17 protein-coding genes are annotated in these 19,710 nt (G+C 60.1%); 9 read left to right on the top strand and 8 right to left on the bottom strand.

From position 1 onward, the window contains the following. Positions 1–17: 17 nt before the first annotated feature. From ACK4FF_RS08670 to ACK4FF_RS08645, 6 genes are read left to right on the top strand one after another with little or no spacing between them, the layout of a single operon-like run. Positions 18–602 (top strand): YqgE/AlgH family protein, encoded by a 585-nt coding sequence (locus ACK4FF_RS08670; protein ID WP_409707493.1) that lies wholly within the window; start codon positions 18–20, stop codon positions 600–602. After that, a complete protein-coding gene (ruvX, locus tag ACK4FF_RS08665) occupies positions 595–1,029 on the top strand; it encodes a Holliday junction resolvase RuvX (protein WP_409707490.1) in 435 nt (144 codons plus the stop codon). Before ACK4FF_RS08670 ends, ruvX begins: the two co-directional genes overlap by 8 nt. Then, on the top strand, positions 1,026–1,526 hold the full coding sequence (gene pyrR, locus ACK4FF_RS08660; protein WP_409707487.1) for a bifunctional pyr operon transcriptional regulator/uracil phosphoribosyltransferase PyrR: 501 nt from the start codon (positions 1,026–1,028) through the stop codon (positions 1,524–1,526). The genes ruvX and pyrR overlap by 4 nt, the downstream gene beginning before the upstream one ends. Then, positions 1,527–2,501 carry an aspartate carbamoyltransferase catalytic subunit gene (locus ACK4FF_RS08655; protein WP_409707484.1) on the top strand — a complete coding sequence of 325 codons (975 nt, stop codon included), beginning with the start codon at positions 1,527–1,529 and terminating at the stop codon, positions 2,499–2,501. A gap of 22 nt (positions 2,502–2,523) precedes the next feature. Next, a complete protein-coding gene (locus ACK4FF_RS08650) occupies positions 2,524–3,840 on the top strand; it encodes a dihydroorotase (RefSeq protein WP_409707482.1) in 1,317 nt (438 codons plus the stop codon). A 45-nt stretch (positions 3,841–3,885) separates the two neighbouring features. Next, positions 3,886–4,635, top strand: a complete 750-nt coding sequence (locus ACK4FF_RS08645; RefSeq protein WP_409707479.1) for a lysophospholipid acyltransferase family protein — start codon at positions 3,886–3,888, stop codon at positions 4,633–4,635. Here ACK4FF_RS08645 and ACK4FF_RS08640 read toward each other — a convergent pair. Then, entirely contained in the window at positions 4,593–5,420 is an 828-nt protein-coding gene (locus ACK4FF_RS08640; protein WP_409707476.1) for a symmetrical bis(5'-nucleosyl)-tetraphosphatase, read from the bottom strand. The two genes, ACK4FF_RS08645 and ACK4FF_RS08640, sit on opposite strands and share 43 nt — an antisense overlap. Positions 5,421–5,519: 99 nt before the next feature. Here ACK4FF_RS08640 and ACK4FF_RS08635 point away from each other — a divergent pair, with 99 nt between their 5' ends. The 3 genes from ACK4FF_RS08635 (at position 5,520) to ACK4FF_RS08625 (ending at position 8,309) form a co-directional block, all read left to right on the top strand. Then, positions 5,520–6,911 (top strand): phosphomannomutase/phosphoglucomutase, encoded by a 1,392-nt coding sequence (locus ACK4FF_RS08635; RefSeq protein WP_409707473.1) that lies wholly within the window; start codon positions 5,520–5,522, stop codon positions 6,909–6,911. A 373-nt stretch (positions 6,912–7,284) separates the two neighbouring features. Beyond that, positions 7,285–7,962: a 7-carboxy-7-deazaguanine synthase gene (gene queE, locus ACK4FF_RS08630; protein ID WP_409707470.1), complete on the top strand. Its 678-nt coding sequence runs from the start codon at positions 7,285–7,287 to the stop codon at positions 7,960–7,962. Then, positions 7,959–8,309, top strand: coding sequence for a 6-pyruvoyl trahydropterin synthase family protein (locus ACK4FF_RS08625; protein ID WP_409707467.1), 351 nt, complete (start codon positions 7,959–7,961; stop codon positions 8,307–8,309). Before queE ends, ACK4FF_RS08625 begins: the two co-directional genes overlap by 4 nt. On the opposite strand, the gene ACK4FF_RS08620 is transcribed toward ACK4FF_RS08625, so the two are convergent. The 7 genes from ACK4FF_RS08620 to ACK4FF_RS08590 form a co-directional block, all read right to left on the bottom strand. Next, positions 8,250–10,694 (bottom strand): putative bifunctional diguanylate cyclase/phosphodiesterase, encoded by a 2,445-nt coding sequence (locus tag ACK4FF_RS08620; RefSeq protein WP_409707464.1) that lies wholly within the window; start codon positions 10,692–10,694, stop codon positions 8,250–8,252. The two genes, ACK4FF_RS08625 and ACK4FF_RS08620, sit on opposite strands and share 60 nt — an antisense overlap. Before the next feature lie 3 nt (positions 10,695–10,697). Further along, positions 10,698–11,975 carry a hypothetical protein gene (locus tag ACK4FF_RS08615; protein ID WP_409707461.1) on the bottom strand — a complete coding sequence of 426 codons (1,278 nt, stop codon included), beginning with the start codon at positions 11,973–11,975 and terminating at the stop codon, positions 10,698–10,700. A 192-nt stretch (positions 11,976–12,167) separates the two neighbouring features. Further along, positions 12,168–12,905, bottom strand: coding sequence for a pseudouridine synthase (locus tag ACK4FF_RS08610; protein ID WP_409707890.1), 738 nt, complete (start codon positions 12,903–12,905; stop codon positions 12,168–12,170). 327 nt (positions 12,906–13,232) lie between these two features. After that, on the bottom strand, positions 13,233–16,328 hold the full coding sequence (locus tag ACK4FF_RS08605; RefSeq protein ID WP_409707458.1) for an efflux RND transporter permease subunit: 3,096 nt from the start codon (positions 16,326–16,328) through the stop codon (positions 13,233–13,235). After that, positions 16,325–17,416: an efflux RND transporter periplasmic adaptor subunit gene (locus ACK4FF_RS08600; RefSeq protein WP_409707455.1), complete on the bottom strand. Its 1,092-nt coding sequence runs from the start codon at positions 17,414–17,416 to the stop codon at positions 16,325–16,327. Before ACK4FF_RS08600 ends, ACK4FF_RS08605 begins: the two co-directional genes overlap by 4 nt. Further along, positions 17,413–18,882, bottom strand: coding sequence for a TolC family protein (locus ACK4FF_RS08595; RefSeq protein WP_409707452.1), 1,470 nt, complete (start codon positions 18,880–18,882; stop codon positions 17,413–17,415). Before ACK4FF_RS08595 ends, ACK4FF_RS08600 begins: the two co-directional genes overlap by 4 nt. Continuing rightward, positions 18,875–19,552 (bottom strand): TetR/AcrR family transcriptional regulator, encoded by a 678-nt coding sequence (locus ACK4FF_RS08590; RefSeq protein ID WP_409707449.1) that lies wholly within the window; start codon positions 19,550–19,552, stop codon positions 18,875–18,877. Before ACK4FF_RS08590 ends, ACK4FF_RS08595 begins: the two co-directional genes overlap by 8 nt. Between the last annotated feature and the right edge of the window lie 158 nt (positions 19,553–19,710).

Genomic DNA, 19,710 nt, shown 5'->3' with positions numbered 1-19,710 from the left:
GGCATTACAATTTTGGCATGACTCAAGCCCCTAAAACCACTGTGCCTGATTTCAGCCTGTCCGGTCATCTGCTGCTGGCGATGCCCAACATGCTGGACCCCAATTTTGCGGGGGCCGTGGTCTATGTGTGTGAGCACTCCAGCAAGGGCGCCATGGGCTTGGTCATCAACCGCCCAACCGACCTGACAGTGGCTGGCCTGCTGGACAAAATCGACCTGGGCGGCCAGGCCGCCGCCACGGACACCGACCCAGTGCTGTTTGGCGGGCCGGTGGCGGGTGAGCGTGGTTTTGTGTTGCATTCGGGCGGCAAAGTGTGGAATTCCTCGCTGGTGGTGACCGACGACATTCGCCTGACCACCTCCAAAGACATTCTCGAAGCTGTGGCCCAAGGCCAAGCCCCTGAGCGCTGGTTCATCACCCTGGGCTACGCGGGTTGGAGCGAGGGCCAGTTGGAAGAAGAGTTGGCCCAGAACGCGTGGCTGACGGTGCCCGCCAACGACGACATTCTGTTCGATACCCCCTTGCAGGAACGTTTTGCCAAAGCTTACGCCCTGCTCGGTATCGACCCCCTGCTGCTCTCCGGCGTGGCCGGGCATGCGTGACGGCATGCACACGTCCAAACCCTCCCTGCTGTTGGCTTTTGATTTCGGTTTGAAGCGCATTGGGGTGGCCTTTGGAAACACCTTGACCAAAACAGCCACCCCTGTGGGCGTGATTGAGGCGGAAGACGAGAAAACCCGCTTTGACCGCATTGCAGCCATCATTCGTGAGTGGCAGCCCGAGGGCCTTGTGGTGGGCGTGCCCCGCCATGATGATGGCGAGCCCAACAGCATGACTGCACGTTGCGAGCGTTTTGCCCGCCAGCTTGAAGGCCGCTTTGGCATGGCCTGTGCGCAGGTGGATGAGCGGTACACCAGTGCAATCATCGAAAGCTGCCTGGGTGGTGACGAGGCGCGGCGCAACAAAGGCAAAGTGGATTCGGGCAGCGCCTGCCTGATACTCGAACAGTATTTTTTGGAGGGGCGATGAGCTTACCCAATCCGGAAAACCTTTATGCGCGTTTGCGCGACCAAATTGCCAAAGCCTTCCCCGACCGCAGCGAACTGGGCCTGATCGGTGTGCACAGCGGGGGCGCGTGGATTGCGCAACGCCTGCACACGGATTTGGGCTTCACGCTGCCTTGCGGTTTTTTGGACAGCGCGTTCTACCGCGATGACTTTTCCAGCCGTGGTTTGAAAGCGGACCCCAAGCCCGCTGAAGTGCCGTTTGATGTGGATGGCCGCAGCATTTTGCTGGTGGACGATGTGCTGTACACCGGCCGCACCACGAGGGCCATTGTGAACCACCTGTTTGACTATGGCCGGCCCGAGAAAATCGAACTGGCCGTGATGCTGGACCGGGGTGGCCGCCAATTGCCCATCGAGGCGCAGTACGTGGGCATGCATGTGCCCTTGAAACCCAACGAACAATTTGTCCTGACCCAAGACGATTCAGGCGCCTTTCATTTGGACCTGGAGGCGAATTAATTGAACAACCCCCAACTGAATGCAGCCGGAGAGCTGATCCACCTGTTGAGTATCGAAGGCCTGCCCAAGGCCATGATTCACCGGATTCTGGACACGGCGGAATCGTTCCTGTCGGTCACTGACCGGGAGATCAAATCGGTGCCCCTGCTGCGTGGCAAATCGGTGTTCAACGTGTTTTTTGAGAACTCCACCCGCACCCGAACCACCTTTGAAATAGCGGCCAAACGCTTGTCGGCCGATGTGGTCAACCTGAACATTGGTTCGTCGTCCACCGCCAAAGGCGAAAGCCTGCTGGACACGATTGACAACCTGGCCGCCATGTCCGCCGACATGTTTGTGATGCGCCATTCGGAAAGCGGTGCGCCTACTTTTTTGGCCCAGCACCTGAACCGCATCAGCGGTGGCAGCATTCACGTCATCAACGCGGGCGACGGCCGGCACGCACACCCCACCCAAGCCCTGCTGGACATGTACACCATCCGGCACTTCAAGAAAGACTTCACCAAGCTGCGCGTGGCGATTGTGGGCGATGTGGTGCACAGCCGCGTGGCCCGGTCCGACATTCATGCACTGACCACCTTGGGTTGCCCCGAGGTGCGTGTGGTGGGCCCCCGCACGCTGGTGCCCAGCCAGTTTGAAACCATGGGTGTGAAAGTGGTGCACGACCTGCGTGAAGGCATTCGGGATGTGGATGTGATCATCATGCTGCGCCTGCAGAAAGAGCGCATGGCGGGTGCCTTCATTCCATCAGCCCAGGAGTACTTCAAGCATTTTGGCCTGACTGAAGACAAGCTGAAGGCGGCCAAGCCCGATGCCATCGTGATGCACCCGGGGCCGATGAACCGCGGTGTGGAAATTGATTCTGCGGTGGCCGATGGCCCGCAGAGTGTGATCCTGAACCAGGTGACTTTCGGCATCGCCGTTCGTATGGCCGTGATGAGCATTCTAGCCTCCAGCAAGGGCGTTGCAGCCTGATCCCGAGAAGGACAAGACAAACATGCGCGTGTTGATTACCGGGGGCCGTGTCATCGACCCCAGCATTGAAGCCGATGCACCAATGGATGTGGCCGTGGCAGCGGGCCGCGTGGTGGCGGTGGCGCCCAGTGGCGAAATTCCGGCTGACTTTGCACCGGGACGAGTGGTGGATGCCAAAGGCCTGTGGGTGTTGCCCGGTTTGGTGGATTTGTCCGCCCGCCTGCGCGAGCCCGGCTATGAGTACAAAGCCACGCTGGAAAGTGAAATGGAAGCGGCCATGGCCGGTGGTGTGACCTCGCTGGTGTGCCCGCCGGACACTGACCCTGTGCTGGACGAGCCGGGCTTGGTGGAAATGCTGAAGTTCAAGGCGCGGCAATTGAACATGGCCAAGGTGTACCCCTTGGGCGCATTGACCACAGGGCTGCAAGGCCAGACCCTGACTGAAATGGCTGAGTTGACCGAGGCCGGGTGTGTGGGCTTTTCCCAAGCCGAGCAGCCCATCGGCGACTTGCGCGTGTTGGTGCAAGCCATGCGCTATGCCCGCAACTTCGATTGCACCGTGTTTTTGCGCCCCAACGAGCCCCACCTGAGCCGTGGCGGTGTGGCCCACGCTGGGGCTTACGCAGCCCGCATGGGCTTGAGTGGCGTGCCGGTGATGGCGGAAACCATTGCCCTGCAAACCTATTTCGAGCTGGTGCGAAACACCGGCGCCCGTGTGCATGTGTGCCGCGTCAGCTCTGCCAAAGGTGTGGAACTGGTGCGCCAGGCCAAGGCAGAAGGTTTGCCCGTGACTTGCGATGTGGCCGTTCACCATGTGCATTTGACCGACATGGACATCGGCTTTTTCGACCCGCATGCGCACCTGATCCCCCCCTTGCGCGAGCAGCGCGACCGCGATGCCATTCGGGCCGGTTTGCTGGACGGCACCATCGACGCCATTTGTTCGGACCACACCCCCGTGGACGACGACGCCAAACTGTTGCCCTTCGCTGAAAGTGAAGCGGGCGCCACAGGCCTTGAGTTGTTGTTGGCCCTGACCGTGAAATGGCTGCGCGAACAGAATGTGCCGGTGGCCCGAATGATCGAGCTGTTGAGCAGTGCACCGGCCCGAATCATTGGTGCGCAGGCAGGCAGTTTGCGCACCGGCATGCCCGCTGATTTGTGTGTGTTCGACCCCAACCACGAGTGGGTGGTGGGCCCGGCCACCTTGATCAGCCAAGGCAAGCACACCCCGTTCAACGGGTTTCCGCTGATGGGCAAAGTGGTGGCCACCATGGTCAACGGCAGCCTGGTGCACAGCACGCTGGACCGCCAGCGCAACACCGTGTTGCCCGCTTAAGGCAGAGCTGTGGCCGCATTTCGACTTCTCAGGATGGTGCTGCACATGTTGCAGGGCCTGTTTTGTGTGCTGGTGCTGTGGGCGGTGGTGTCCCCTGCGCAGCGTGTTCGGCTGGAGCGCTGGTTTGCCCGTCGCCTGATGGCCATTTTAAGGGTGCGTGTTGACGCGGTGTTTGAAGTGCCTCAGGCTCAGTACGCCGAGCACGGCCCGGTGCTGCTGTACAGCAACCACGTGAGCTGGATCGACATCTTCGCCTTCAATGCCGTGGCCCCGGTGACGTTCATTGCCAAAAGTGAAATTTCCCAATGGCCGCTGGCCGGCACACTGGCCAAGCGTTCGGGCACCCTGTTCATTGAACGTGGGCGGCGGCATGCCGTGCGGGAAGTGATTGAGGCGGCTGCCAAAGTGTTGGGCCAAGGCCGCACTGTGGCGGTGTTCCCTGAAGGCACCACAGGCACGGGCCGTGAGCCCTTGCCGTTTCACAGCAATTTTGTGCAGCCTGCGATTGCGGCGGGTGTGCCGCTGTTGCCGGTGACCTTGCAGTACGTTGAGCCCAATGGCCGTTTCACCGAGGCCCCCGCGTTTGTGGGCGAGCAGACCTTGCTGGACAACATTCGGGTGTTGGTGACAGCACCGCAGGGGTTTGTGTGTCGCCTCACGTTCCATGCGCCCATTGATGTGGAGGGCAACACACGCCACACCTTGAGTGCCCAAGCCCGCAGTGTGATTGAAGCCCGAATGGCCGAGGGGGCCTATGGTTCGATGGGCACACCCGGTTCTTGCGCGGGCACCTGAAACACCGCGAAGTCTTCCAGCCGCAAGGCCGTCAACTGGCCACCCCACACACAGCCTGTGTCCAGGCAGTAACCCGCGGCGTTGCGCAGCGTGGGCAAGGTGGACCAATGGCCAAACAGGATTTGCCCGCTGTCTGGGTGGGCTCGTGGGTAATCAAACCACGGTTTCAGCCCGGCGGGTGCGTCAGCAGGTTCCAGTTTGAATTTGAAATCGGCACTGCCGTCCTCGCGCAGCATGCGCATGCGGGTACACACATTCACAATCAGGCGCAGGCGGTCGTGTCCGCTCAGTGCATCAGACCAGTGGTCTGGCTGATTGCCATACAACACGGTCATGAAATCCACCCAGTCGTCGGCTTGCAAAGCCGCTTGAACTTCTGCGGAATAGGCCAGTGCTTGCGCATGGGACCATTGCGGCAGAATGCCCGCGTGCACCAGCACATGCCCACCGGGCAAGGCCTGAACCAGAGGCTGGGCACGCAGCCAGTCGATCAGTTCGCGGGCATCGAGGGCCTGAACAATGTCGGCGATGGTGTCGCTGCGGTGTTGGCGCCCATGGCCGGCGTACAGGGCCAGCAGGTGCAGGTCATGATTGCCCAGCACCACTCGGGCTTTGTGGCCCAGTTGCCGAATGAAGCGGAGGGTGTCCAGTGAGCGCGGCCCACGGTTGACCAAGTCCCCGGCGAACCAGAGCGTGTCCTGTTCGGGGTGGTACCCAAGCTCGCGCAGCAAGGCCTGAAGGGAGTCAAAACAACCCTGTACGTCGCCAATCACATAATTGGACATGGTCCTTCGCCGACTGAAACATCAAACCGGTATTATGCCCCTTGACCTTGCTGCGCTGCGGCGACAGCCCTGAATTCTGATTTTGCACGAGTGACCACCATGACGATTTCCCCCAGCATTTTCAAAGCCTATGACATTCGCGGTATTGTGGATGAGACCTTGACCGAAGACGCCGCATACGCTGTGGGCCGCGCTTTGGGTAACCTGGCGCGCAGCCGCGGCCGCACCGAGGCGGTGGTGGGCCGGGATGGGCGTCTGTCTGGCCCCCGTCTGTGTGCCGCACTGGCCGATGGTTTTCTGGATGCCGGTGTGAATGTGGTGGACGTGGGCATGGTGGCCACGCCGCTGGTGTATTACGCCACCTTCCTGTTGGGCAATGGCACTGGTGTGCAGGTGACCGGCAGCCACAACCCACCCCAGTACAACGGCCTGAAAATGATGGTGGATGGTGAAACCCTGTACGGTGACACCATTCAAGGGCTGCTGAAATGGATTCAGACCGAACAGCCTGTGCGCGGCACCCAGGCCGGTGTGGCCCGGGGTACGTTGCGCACACAGGACGTGTGGCCCGACTACCTGAAGAACATTCTTGGACACATCACCCTGGCCCGCCCCGTGAAGATTGCGGTGGATTGTGGCAACGGGGTGGCGGGTGCGTTCGCCAAAACACTCTATGAGGCGCTGGGTTGCGAAGTGACTGAGTTGTTCTGTGAGGTGGATGGCAATTTCCCCAACCACCACCCCGACCCAGCCCACCCCGAGAACCTTCAGGACCTGATTGCCTGCGTGCGCGATGGCGACGCTGAATTGGGCCTGGCCTTCGATGGCGACGGCGACCGCTTGGGGGTGGTCACCAAAGACGGCCAGATCATTTACCCCGACCGGCAGCTTATTCTGTTTGCCCGCGATGTGATTGCCCGCAACCCCGGCGCCATGGTGATTTACGACGTGAAGTGCACACGGCACGTGGCCAATGCGGTGAAAGAAGCCGGTGGCGAGCCGCTGATGTGGCGCACCGGCCATTCCTTGATCAAGGCCAAACTGAAAGAAACCGGTGCACCGCTGGCCGGTGAGATGAGTGGCCATGTGTTCTTCAAGGAACGTTGGTACGGCTTTGATGATGGCTTGTACGCTGGTGTGCGCCTGTTGGAAATTCTGTCCCGCAGTGCAGACCCCAGTGCGGTGTTGAATGCCTTGCCCAATTCCAGCAGCACACCCGAGCTGCAACTGAATACCGCTGAAGGCGAGAACTTCAAGATTGTGGCCGACCTGCAGGCCAAGGGCCAATTTCCGACTGCCGAGCGCGTGGTGACCATTGATGGCGTGCGTGCCGAGTACGCCGATGGGTTTGGCTTGGCCCGGCCATCCAATACCACGCCTGTGGTGGTTATGCGTTTTGAAGCCGACAACCCGCAGGCTTTGGCCCGCATTCAGGCTGAATTCAAGGCGGCTATTTCCGGTGTGGCCCAAGGCGTGAACCTGCCGTTTTAAGGCGGCAAGTGACTTTTCGGTAACTTGTGGGCTTTTGACGACACTGGTCAGCAGTTTTGGGGTTTTTGCTCTAAAAGGGGCTTAATGACTGGGTGGTCAGCAGGGCCTGCCGTGGAACCCGCACCGAATGGCGCACTGCGGAAAATCGAGTGTTTGCTCTACTTGTCAAAGAGTGGATGTAACTCTGGAGTTTCGAGGAAAGGCTCGAAAATAGGACTTGAAAGGGAAGGGGGGTGATTGCAAACTGAGGTCTCACATCCCTCCTCCTTTGCTTCTGAGGTTTGCCCGGTTAACCATACCGGGCATTTTTTTTGCCCGTGTTCCCTCCATTGGCCGACCCTGATTTCCGGGGTTTGCGATAGCATGGCGCCTGTTGACCCTTCACCTGTTGCCCACTGTTTTGAGCACCTATTCCGTCAAAGAACTGTTCTACACCCTGCAGGGCGAAGGTGCCCAGGCAGGCCGCGCTGCCGTGTTTTGCAGGTTTGCCGGGTGCAATCTGTGGACTGGGCGGGAGGAAGACCGTGCACAGGCCATTTGCCGCTTCTGCGACACCCAGTTTGTGGGCACCGATGGGCCCGGTGGCGGCAAGTTCACCACAGCCGAGGATTTGGCCCAAGCCATTGCGCAGGCCTTCAAAGGCATTGGCCCCAACGCGCGCCCCTATGTGGTGTTCACCGGTGGGGAACCCACCTTGCAACTGGACCGCGCCTTGGTGGATGCCGTGCATGAACACGGGTTCGAGATTGCGATTGAAACCAATGGCACCAACCCTGTGGTGGCCGGTGTGGACTGGATTTGTGTCAGCCCCAAAGAAGGCAGCACACTGGTGCAACGTTCCGGCCATGAACTGAAAGTGGTGGTGCCCCAGGCCGGGCAGGATTTGGCTTCATTCGAGGCCTTGGATTTCACCCACTTTTTTGTACAAGCCATGGACGACGCCGACCCAGCGCGCAAGGCTGCCCACATGCAGGCCGCCATTGAGGTGTGCCTGAACCGCCCGCGCTGGCGCTTGAGCGTACAAACCCACAAAGTCATAGGCATGCCATGAAAGTGTTCAAACAATTCACCTTCGATGTGGCCCACCAGTTGCCCGATTGGCCTGGCTTGCATGGCCACAGCTACACCGCTGAGGTGTGGTTTGAAGGCCCTGCCACCGATGGTTATGTGGTGCCGGAAAGTGTGCTCAGCGGGCAAGTGGAGGCGGTGCGCAAAAGGCTGGACCATTCTTACCTGAATGATTTTATTGCCTTGCCCACCTCGGAAAACATTGCCCGTTGGGTGTGGGCCGAGCTGCGGCCGCATGGCCCTTTGGTGAAAGTCCGCGTGTTTCGGGGCTCAATTGGGTTTGGCGTCGAGTACGACCTGGCCGATGCCCGCGCCGAGGGTTTGGCCTGACGGTTGAGTGGGTGCAGGGCCAGCCAGCACCTGAAGCCCGAGTTTCCCGGGGATGTTTTGCGCTTTCAGAAAGTGGTGAAGGTCGGTGTCGGTCATTGGCTTGGCCAGACCAAAGCCCTGAAGCTCCTGCACGCCTGAATCGATCAGGAAGTCACGCTGTTCATCGGTTTCTACCCCTTCAGCCACCACACCCAAGCCCAGCGCGGTGGCCATGGCCAGCACCGTGCGGGTGATGATGACGCTGTCTGGCGTGTTGGGCAGTTCACACACGAATGAGCGGTCCAGTTTGATGCTTTGTACCGGCAGTTTGTGCAGCATCGACAAGCTGGAGTAGCCGGTGCCAAAATCGTCAATCGACAAATGCACGCCCATGTTGTGCAGGGTCACCAAGTCTTCATGCACGGACTCGTGGTTTTGCATCAGCACGGTTTCGGTCAGTTCCAGTTCCAGCAAATGAGGTGGGAAACCTGTGTCGCGCAGCACGTCGGCCACGGTTTGGGTCAGGTGTCCGTCCAGCAACTGAATGCCCGACACGTTCACGGACAGCCCGATGGGTTCGCTCAATTCGGTATTGAGTTGTCCGATCCATTCGCAGGCCTTTTTCAGCACCTGTGCACCCATGGCGATGATGAGTCCGGTTTCTTCCGCGATGGGAATGAAATGCAGTGGGGCCACCAAGTCCCCTTGCGTGTTGCGCAAACGGGCCAGTGCTTCCACCGCACACACCTTGCCCTGCGGGTTCATGCGCGGCTGGTAATGCAGTTCCATGCGGTCATGCACAATCGCGTGGTGCAATTCGTTTTCCAGGTTGACCTTGGTTTGCAGGCTGGTGCTCATCGCGCTGTGGAACATGCGCACGGTGTTTTTGCCCGCCTGTTTGGCTTGGTACATGGCGATGTCGGCGTGTTTGAGCAGGCTTTCAACATCCTGCGCATCTTCCGGGTACAAGGCCACGCCCACTGAAGCGCCAATGTAGATGGCTTTATCGGCCAACTCGTAGGGCCGTTTGCTCACGGCGTCCACCACTTTACGGCCCACATTGAAGGCGGCTTCATGGCCCGGAATGTAGGGCAGGGTGATCACGAATTCATCGCCTGACAAGCGGGCCACAATGTCGCTGTTGCGCACCACGCCCTTGAGCCGTTTGGACACCGCAATCAGCAGTTCATCGCCCTTGTCATGGCCCAGGGTGTCGTTGACGGCTTTGAAGCCATCCAGGTCGATGAACAGCAGGCCCATATTCATCTGGGTGACGGCCTGGGTGTTCAGCAGTTCATCCAGCACCTGCGACAGGGCCAACCTGTTGGGCAGGCCGGTGAGGGTGTCGTGCATGGCTTGGTGGCGCATGTTGTTTTCACTGCGCTTGATGGTGCTGATGTCGGTGAAAAAGACGGAGATCAAGTCCTGACTGGGGTAGGCCTTGATTTGATACCACACTTCATCTTGCGGGTTTTGCCATTGGAAGGTTTCAGGTTGCAGGCTGCCTTTGGCTTGGTTGATGGTGTGGAACAGTTGGGTTTTTTTCATTTGTGGGGCGCGGTCCCACAGGACACGGCCCAGCAGCAGTTGAGCGGGTTTGCCCAGCAGTTCGGCCCCTTTGGCATTGACGTAGCTGATGTGGCCGTGCAGGTCGATGGCGAAAAAGGCATCGCTCATTGATTCGAGAATGCTGTTGATGCGCTCTTCACTTTGCAGCAGGGCGGCTTCCACATGGTGTTGGCTTTGTCGGCCCACCAAAATGATGTCATTGCCATCGCCAGCAGCCGTCCAGTCCAGCAGCAACACCTGATTGTCGGCATTGCGCATGCGGAAGGCGCCTTCGCTGGCGGTGGTTCGGTATTTCACTTGGTCCAGCAGGCGCTTGAATTGACCTGCATCGCTGCGGTACACGAGGTTCAGTGCGTCCACGCCTTTGAGTTCCGAGGACTCCTGGCCCATGAACACGCCCAGCGATTCGCTGGCACCCAGAATGATGCCTTGGTCGTTCAGGTGCAGCACCAGCGTGCCGACCGCAGGCGGGAAATCAAGGCCCACAGCGGCAGATGGGGTGGCGGGTTCTGTCTTTGGCTGCAAAGGCGTTTCTTCCAGCAGGCCCAAGCCATTCCAGGGCAGAAGGCGCAGGCTCACCCACTGAGCCTGAATGCGAACAGACCCTGTCCATCCGGACCCTTCAAACAACGCGCTTTTCAGGTTGTCTGTGATGGTTTGTCCGTAACGGGCAAGCAGGGCTTGCCCATCGGAGGAGTGCCCCAGCAGTTGCCGGAAGTGTTTGCTGGCGGACAGGGTGCGCAGCCCCTCGTCGTGCACGGTCAGCAAGGCCGACACACGGGTGTGGCTGCCCATCAGCTCGGCCACCAACGGGTCGTGCAAGGCCTGTTGCAACATGGTTTACACCTTGAACCGGTCGAGCCGGCGTTCAAGGTCCTGCATCAAGTTGTCGGTGCGCAAAATGGTTTGCACGCCGTTGTGCAGGGTGTTGAAGACGATGCCTGCGCGCCCTTGCAACTGTTCCATGGCGGCGAGGACTTCCCAGCCTTTGCGTTGGTTGCTGTGCCCGTTTTCTACCCATTGGTGGGTGGCGCGGTCCACTGCCACCGATTGGTTTTCCACCGCGTTCAAACCGGTTTTGAGCAATTCCATGGTGACGAGAAACTGCTGCACACGCTCGTTGAGGGTGTCCAGGTTGCTGGCCAATGCGCCCAAGGCCTGTTGGGCTTGAGGCGTGTCGCGGGCCAGTTGTTGGGCGGTTTGCCGACAGTCGTAGCTGTGTTGGCTGAGTTTGTGAAGCGCATCCAGCGACTGATTCAGGCCATTGATGAGGTCGAAACAGTCTTCGGTGTTTTTCTTGGACAACTGGTTGGTGGTTTGACCCAGCCGGGTTTGTTGGGCCAGTTGTTGAACAAAGTCGCGCAGCAGGTTGGCCGCATGGGCGGTGTCCTGGGCTTGAAGCGGGTGGTCGCTGTCCAGCGTTTGCGCCATGTTGGCCAGGTCGCGCACGTCCTCACGCAGCATGGCAAAACCGGCCACGATGAATTGCATGTGTTGGGTCCAGGCGGTCAGGCTTTGTGTGGCTGGGGTGTCCAACGCGGGCAAGGCTTCCTTGGGGGTGGCGTCATGTTTCGGGTCCAGCGCTTCAAGCAGTTGGGTGTGCAGGGCTGCAGCCTTGGCGTGGCCTTGCAGCACAAATGCCACCAGCGCCAACACCGCTGTGCAGGCCACCTGGGCCAGGGCGGGCCACAGCAAGGCACTGATTGGGGCACCGAATGATGCACCGGCGTTCAACACCCGCTGGTCCAGCAGGTGCGACAACAGCGCCACCGCACCCATACCCACGATGGGCCACGGGTCGCGGTAAAGCAGCAGCAGGCTCATCAACAGTGGAAAAATCAGGCCGATTGGCCCAACCCCGGGCAGCAACAGGGTCAGCAGCATGCCTTGAATGGCCAGCAGCGCTGCGTGGGCATTGGCCGCCCACGCACGGCCCGGAGCCCGCCGCAGCAACAACCACGAGGCGAAGGCCATGGGCAGTGCCAATACCAGTGCGAGAAACGCGTTTTGGCCCAAGAGGCCTGCGAGCAGAAGACCGGTGCTGCACAGGCCACTGGCCACGGCACAGGCCCAATCGCCTTGGCGTCGGATGTCGGGCAATGCCAAGGCAATCGGCATTGAATGGGCTGCGCAGGACGCCTTGTCGGATGACGCAGGTCCGCTCCAGTGAGGGCGGGGGTCAGGGGCTTGAGCCAGCATGGTCAGGGCAGGTGTGCGCAGTGGTAATGCGTACCACTGTATGACCAACCCGGGGGAGGCAAAAGCCCAAAAAGAGGGGGTTTTTGGGGCAACCCTGTTCAGGTTGCCCGCTTAAAAGCGTTCGTTGGGTTGTAGCAGGCGCCATTGGCCCACGGGCAGTTCGCCCAGCATCACGCGGCCCATGCGTACACGCTTCAAGCCCACGACCCTGAGCCCTACCATTTCACACATGCGGCGAATCTGGCGCTTCTTGCCTTCGACCAGCACAAAGCGCAATTGGTCTTCGTTCAACCAACTGACTTTGGCGGGTTTCAACTCTTCGCCGTCCAGCGTCAGGCCATGGCGCAGCAATTCCAGCCCTCGGTCGCCGATCTGGCCTTCCACACGCACCAAGTATTCCTTGTCCACAGTGGAGTTGGCATCAATCAACTGTTTGGCCACGCGGCCATCCTGAGTCAGCACCAAGAGCCCGGTGGAGTCGATGTCCAGCCGGCCTGCAGGGGCCAAGCCCTTGAGCATGCCGGGGTGAAAGGGCATGGCGGTTTTTCGGTCCCACTGGTTGTCCAGCCCGATGCATTCCATGGCGGCCTTGTAGCGGCCTTCAGGCTGGCCCGACACCACGCCGATGGGTTTGTGGTAGAGGATGGTGACCTGTTTGCCCAACACGTCTTTGGCCCGAGCGTCCAGATCAATTTTGGCGGTGGGCAGTACCTTCACGCCGAGTTCTTTTTGAACCTGGCCATCCACCCGAACCCAACCCTTTTCAATCAGGAAGTCGGCCTCGCGGCGTGAGCACAAGCCCTTGGCGGCCATGATTTTGCTCAGGCGCTGCGGCTCGTAAGGGTCCAGCAGGTCGATGCTGCGGGTGCCCTCCACGCGGGTGCGGCGTGGGCGCGTAGTGGTGTTGTCGGGCGCGGGTTTGCTGCCAGTGCTGCGGGCTGGGCGTGCACCGGATGGGGCTGCGGCAGGTTTGGCGCTGCGGCCCGGGCGCCCACCCCGACCTGTGCCAGCCGGCGCAAAGCCGCTTTCGGGGCGGGCTTTGTCACGGGTGCTGGGCCGTTTGGGTGGCCCGCTCCGTTTGGCGGAGGTGGAGGCTGGCCTGGTGGACAGGCCAGCGCGGGCTGCAGGTTTCTTGCTCATGATGGGGCGGGCGTGTGGTGTTCAGCCCGCAGGGTATCACACGCGGGCATGCGGTGTGTTGAGCCCCTCCTCTTCGTTCACCGGGTTGATCTCGGGCGGCAACAGCTTGTACAGCACGGGCGTCACCAATCGGCCGATGAAGGTCGAGGAGATTAACCCACCGATGATCACCCACGCCATGGGGGCGTACAGGCCGCTGCCTTGAAGGGCCAGCGGCAGCAGGCCGCCCACGGCGGTGGCGCTGGTCAGCAGGATGGGCAGGAAGCGAATTCGCCCGGCTTCTTCAATGGATTCGTCCAAGCCTGTGCCCTGGGCCCTGAGCTGATTGGTGAAGTCCACCAGCAGAATGGAGTTTTTGATCTCGATTCCGATCAGCGCAATGAAACCAATCATGGCGGTGAAGCTGAGCGAATTGCCGGACAGGAACAGCACGACCATGCCGCCGGTGACCCCCAAGGGAATCACGAACAACACGATCAGGGTGCTGCGGAAGCTGCCGAACTCCAGCACCAGAATGGCCAGAATGCCAAACACGGTGATGGCGATGGCGGTACCAAAGCCCGAGAAACTTTCTTCGCGGCTTTTCGCTTCACCGGCCAGCAGGTATTTGTACCCACGATCCCAGTTCAAAGTGTCCAGTTTGCGGGCGATGTCGTTGGTCACTTTGGCGGTGTTGTAGCCGGTTTTGACGTAGGCAGTCAGCATCACTGCCCGCTCGCGGTTGTAGCGGTAGATGCTGTTCAGGTTGTTGTCCAGCTCCAGCGTGGTCAGTTCCGTCAGTGGCACTGCACGCTTGTTGCGGGAAATGACGTGGAAGTCTTCGAGGGCGGCCAGTGTGGTGCGTTCGGCCGCAGGGCCACGGACCACGATGTCATAGGCGTCACCGTCACTCTTGCGGATTTCTCCAGACTGCACGCCGGCAATCGCCAGGCGCACCGCTTGGTCCAACTCGGCGCTGTTCACCCCCAACAGGCCCGCCTTGTCGAAGTTCACCTTCAGTCGCAGGTCGCTGCGGCCTGTGCGCTGGGGGTTGTCCACGTTCAGTGTGCCGGGGTGGTCGTTCATCACCTGTTCAATCTGGGCGGCGTAGTCCCGCAGTTTGTCCAGGTCCGGCCCGGTGAGTCGAACGCCGATGGGGGCGTCGATGGGCGGGCCATTCTGGAATTCGCGCACGACCAGGTTGGCACCGGGAATGCTGTCCAGCCGGGCACGCAAGGCGTCCAGCAAAGCGGGGGTGCCTTTGTCGTAAGCCTTCAACTGGACGAACAATTCACCCACGTGGGACTGTTTGTCCTGTTGAAAAACGTTGTAATAGATTTGTGGGTTGCCTTCGCCCACCGAGCTCATCACTGCGGTGATTTCAGGGTACTGCTTGAGTTCCGCTTCGATGCGTCGAACCACGGTGTCAGTGGCGGTGACGCTGGAGCCCGGGGGCAGGCTGACTTCAATGAGAAACTGCGGTGTATTGGCTTTCGGAAAAAGGGACATGCCCATCAAGGGCACCAAGCCCAGGCTGGCCACAAACAGAACCAGTGAACCCACCACCACGGTTTTTGGGGTTTGCAGCGCTTTGTGCAGCAGGGGGGTGTAGAAGCGGTCGATGGCGCCATTGAGTTTTTGCAGCACCACGTTGCCATGTTCATTCTCTTCGCGCTTGAGCATGCGGCTGGCCAGGAAAGGAATGATGGTCAGCGCCACAAAGAGGGAGGCCGCCACGGTAAACACCACTGACACAGGCAGCGAGCGTACAAACTTGCCGGAGTTGTCGGGCAGCATCAACAGGGGCAGGAAAGCGAACAGCAAGGTGGCGGTGCAGCCCAGCACTGCGAGTGAAATCTGCTTGGTGGCTTCACGGGCTGCGGCAACGCGGCCATAGCCCATCCGCAAATAGCGCGCGATGTTTTCAATCACGACGATGGAATCGTCCACCAACAGGCCCAAGGCCACCACCAGCCCTGCGATGCTCAACTGGTTCAGCGAGAACCCGGCAAAGTACAGGCAGGCCAGGCCCGTCAGCAGTGAAAGGGGCACAGAGATCATCACGATACCGGCGGCGCGCAGCCCCAAGGGCAACAGCGTGATCAGCACCAGCAACACGGCCAGGCCGAAGTCGAAGGTGAGGCGATCAAGCCGCTTGGCCACGTTTTTGTATTGCTCAAAGCCGCGTTCCAGCCGAATGTCGGGCGGCAGGGTTTTCTCGAAATCCGTGAGGGCCAGTTCAATGCCTTTCTGGGTTTCGAAGATGTTGCGGGCTTTTTTCTGGTTGGCAGTCACGAACACGGCGCGTTGCCCGTTGAAGCGGCCAATCACATCCTGGTTGTCGTAATCCCAGCGCACGTCGGCCACATCGCCCACTCGCACCAAGCGGCCACCGAGCGCACCGCCGCTGCCTGTGCCCAGCACCACGGTGTTGCGGATGTCGTCCACAGTGCGGTATTGGCCAGAGGTCTGTACGTTCAGGCGTCGTCCGCCTTCTTCCACTGGGCCACCGGGAATGTTCAGGGACTCGCCCTGAATGGCGCGTGCCAAATCAGTGGCTTGAATGCCCAGTTCGGCCAGTTTGCGGAAGTTGGGGGTGACGCGCACCTGTTGTTCGGGGTAACTCCAGGTTTCGCTTTCCCGCACACCGTCGATGCGCTCGAAGGCTTCGCTCAAGTCCTCGGCGTACTCGGACATTTGCGCGTAGCTGGCGGTGTCGGACACCAAGGCGTATTGCACGATGTTGGTGAACCCCGGGTTGAAGCGTTTGACTTCAATGCTGCGCACGCCCGAGGGCAGTTTGTTGCGCAACTGGGCCACTTCGCGGTTCACTTCATCGAATTTTTTGTCCACGTCCACTTCGGCCTTGAAGCGCACGAACACCACGCCACCGCTGTTGCGGCTGGTGGAGAACATTTCTTTGAGGTCGTCCAAGCCACGCAAAGCGTCTTCAAGCGGCTTGGCCACCTGCTGTTCCATTTCAATGGGGTCAGCGCCCGGGTAGATCACATTGATGCGGAAGGCGCTGATGTCAAAGTAAGGGTCTTCAGTGCGGGGAATGTCCCGCAGTGCAGACAGACCAATGACCGACAACAGTACAAAGATGACCAGCGTGAACTGGTAATTCTTGATGGAAAAGTCTGAGAGTCTCATGGTGCCTGCTCCACAACGGTGACCTTGCTGCCGTCCTTCAGGTAAGCTGCGCCGGAGCTGACCACCCGGGTGCCTTCAGGCAGCGGTTCTTGCAGGGCAATGCGCGTACCGTCCACGAACGCCACCTTCACGGATTGGCGTTTCACGCTGTTGTCGGCTTGCACCACAAACAGCCAGGCGGCGCTGTTGTTGCCTTCCACCACGGCTTCCAGTGGCACATAAGTGCGCTGGGCGTCGCGGCCTTCAGGTTCAATGAACACGCGGCCTTGCATGCCGGACAGCAGGCCGCTGCCCTGTTGGCCTGCCTTGTCCAGCAGAACCTGCACGCCATAGGTGCCGGTGACCGGGTCGGCGATCTGGCTCAGTTCAATGACTTTGCCGGTGTAGGCGGTGTCCGGTTCTGCATCAAAGCGCACAGTGGCTTTGCTGCCTTGACGAACGCGGATCGCTTGCCGGTCAGTGAGGCTGGACTTGACCACAAAGCCGCTGCTGGCACTGCCCAGCACCAGCACAGGCTGACCCACATTCACCACTTCGCCCACTTGGGCCATGCGGCGCAGCACCACACCGGGTGCATTGGCCACGATGTCGGATGTTTTGCGGGCAAAGTTGGCCTGGGCGGCTTGGGCTTTGGCCACTTGCAGTGCGGTTTCAAGGTTGTCCAGTTGTACTTTGGAGATGACTTCGTCGCTGCGGAGTTCGCGGCCGCGCTTCAGGTCGCGTTCGGCTTTGTCCAGCCCTGCGGCGGCTTGGCTGACTGCGGCATTGACTTCCTGCTGGTTGAGCCATGCCAGTCGTTGGCCTGCCTTGACGGTGTCGCCTTCCCGTACGGTGATGGATTCAACAACACCGCCGACTTTGAAGCTCATGCGGGTTTCATCCCGGAACGCACCGACTCCGCTGACCTCGATCAGGGGGAACGCTGGGCCAAGGCTCACTGTTTGAGCTTGAACCGGGCGCGCGGTTTCTACCGGTGCGGCTTCCGTGGCCTTTTTGCCGCAGGCGGTGAGCGTCAGTGCCAACAGGCCAGCAATCGCCAACAAGGTGCGAGGGTGCGCGGGCTGTGCGAAGTGGGTGGGGGCGTTCATGGGGCTACTCCTTGAAGGGCCTGCAGTTCGGGAATGTCTCGGTTGTGGTATTGCCAGATGGCGTGGTCGATGCGCGCTTGGTGTACGGCGGCAGACAGCGCCAGCCGTGCGCGTGTGGCGGCCTGTTCGCTACTCAGAAATTCAATTTGGGTGGCCTCGCCCGCGTCGCGTTTGCGGGTCACGATGCGAAGGCTTTCCTGCGCGGCGTCCTGCTGCGCTTTGCGCGCCGGAATGGCGTTGAGCGACACCAGCAGGTTTTCCCGCGCCTGCGAACGGGCCAGCAGCAGTTGACGGCTGACTTGCGCTGCGCGCGCGGCAAGCGCGTTCAGTTGAGCCCGGGCGCGGCTTGCTTCGCTGTTGCGCACACCGCCATCGGCCAGGGTCCAGTTCATCACCACCGAGGCTGTGGCAAAGCCCGTGTTGGGGCCAGTACTGTAGTCGCGCCCTTGGTAGCCCCCTTCAATCAGATAGCCCAGCGACGGCTTGTAGGTGGCTTGCGCTGCGCCCAGTGCCGCAGTTTGTGCGGCCAGGCTGCGTTGAAGCCGGGTGATTTCCGGTGCACTTCGGGCCTCGGTTTCAGAAGGCCGAAGTAGATCGGTGAGGGCTTGAAGGGTGTTGTCTTGCAGGGTTTCATCCGGCAGTTCCACCGGGCTGTCGACTGTGACAAAACGCAGGGTGTTGAACAGTTCCTGGGCCAGTTTACGTTGTTTGATGGCGTCGCTCAGTTGCACTTCTACATCCAGCAATTCCGCCAAAGCGCGTTTGGGGGCGTCCAGTGTGGTTTCGCCGGACTTGTACAAGGCATCGTTCACCCGGCGGTTTTCCTGCAAGGCTTTCTGGCTGGCTTTCAGCACGTCAATACGCGCCTGGCTTTGCGCCATTTGCCAATAGGCCACCTGCAGGTCGCGTGTCAGTTCCTCACGCACTTGCTGGCGGGCGGCCTCTTGGGCGTTCAGGGCTTCTTTCTGCGCCTGCACTTGCTGGTTCAGCACGGGTTCGTAAAGGGGGCCACGCAATTGCAGGCGCGTGTCTTGTTCCGTGGGGCGCAGCAGCGGGATGGACTGGTTTTGCACCGTGGGAAACCGGGCCGGTTGGCCCATGGCCACCGCCTGCGCATTCAGTGTTTGGTACACCGGGTTCAGCAAGGTGCCTGCGGGAAAGTCGATGGTGCGGCCCCCTTCGGACACGCTGATGCGGGCGCTCAAACTCAGCGAGGGGTAATAGCGGGCGCGCAGGTTGTCCAGCCGCTGACGTTCAGCTTCTACGTCCTGCCCGGCTGCGCTGAGTGCCGGGTTGCGCATCATGGCCTCGTCCAGGTATTGGTTCAGAGGCGACTGCGCGTGGCTTTGGGCGGCGCCTGTGAGCAAAATGCTGAACAGTAATTTACTGATTAGACGACTGTCTAATGATTGCTCAAAAAAAAGGGCCGAGGGCCCGTTTCGAACCAGTTGGACGACGTCACGCATGGTGGTCTCCTTGTTGGGGCTGTTGCGGGGTGGCCAAGGCCTGCATGGCAAGGTCCAAGGCTTGTTCCATGAAAATTTCCGGGGTGATGCCCATGGCTTGCATGAAGGCACCTTTGGTGTGGGCCAGTTGAATGGTGCCGTGGCAAAAGCCCCACAGCGTCACTGAAATCTGCATGAGGTTTTTCAAGTCGCTGCGCAGGCTGCCGTCGGACATTCCTTGCACAAGGGCCAGCACGGTTTGCTCATGCACTTTTTGACCGGCCTGCATCATCTCCAGCGTGCTGCAGCAAGGGTCTTCAAGGCTGAAGTCATGCGGCTGGGACTCGTACCGGCTGAGCGCTGCGAAGTAGGTGGGGTGTTGTTCAGAAAATGCCCGATAAGCCCGGCCAATTGCTTTGACCTGATGGTAGCCCACCGTCTCCGCTTCGCGTGCATGCTGAAAGCGGTCGCGCAGGTTTTTAAGGCCACGCAGGCAAATGGCCAGGTGCAGGGCTGTTTTGTCCCTGAAGTACACATACACCAAGGCACGGGACACCCTGGCCGTGCGGGCAACCTGTTCCATGGTGGCTTCTTCAAAGCCTTTTTCGGAAAAAACGGTTTCCGCCGCGTCCAGAATTTCTTCCCGGCGGCGTTCCTTTTCTTCTTCGCGTCGTTCAATCAGATAGCTCATGATTGGATATTAATTGAATCGTTGACGTTGTGTCAACGGGGAGTTGGTTGTTGAGTCGGTTTCAGCCTGAAACCCTGAGTTGTCAGGCATTTGCACTGTTATTTAACCCTTTAGGGGGATGGGTGCTTGGCTACAGTGGTACGTCGAATTCATCATTT

Origin of the sequence: Limnobacter sp. (assembly GCF_046297615.1) — a bacterium.
Taxonomy (GTDB): domain Bacteria; phylum Pseudomonadota; class Gammaproteobacteria; order Burkholderiales; family Burkholderiaceae_B; genus Limnobacter.
This window is presented reverse-complemented; position numbering and strand designations above follow the sequence as displayed.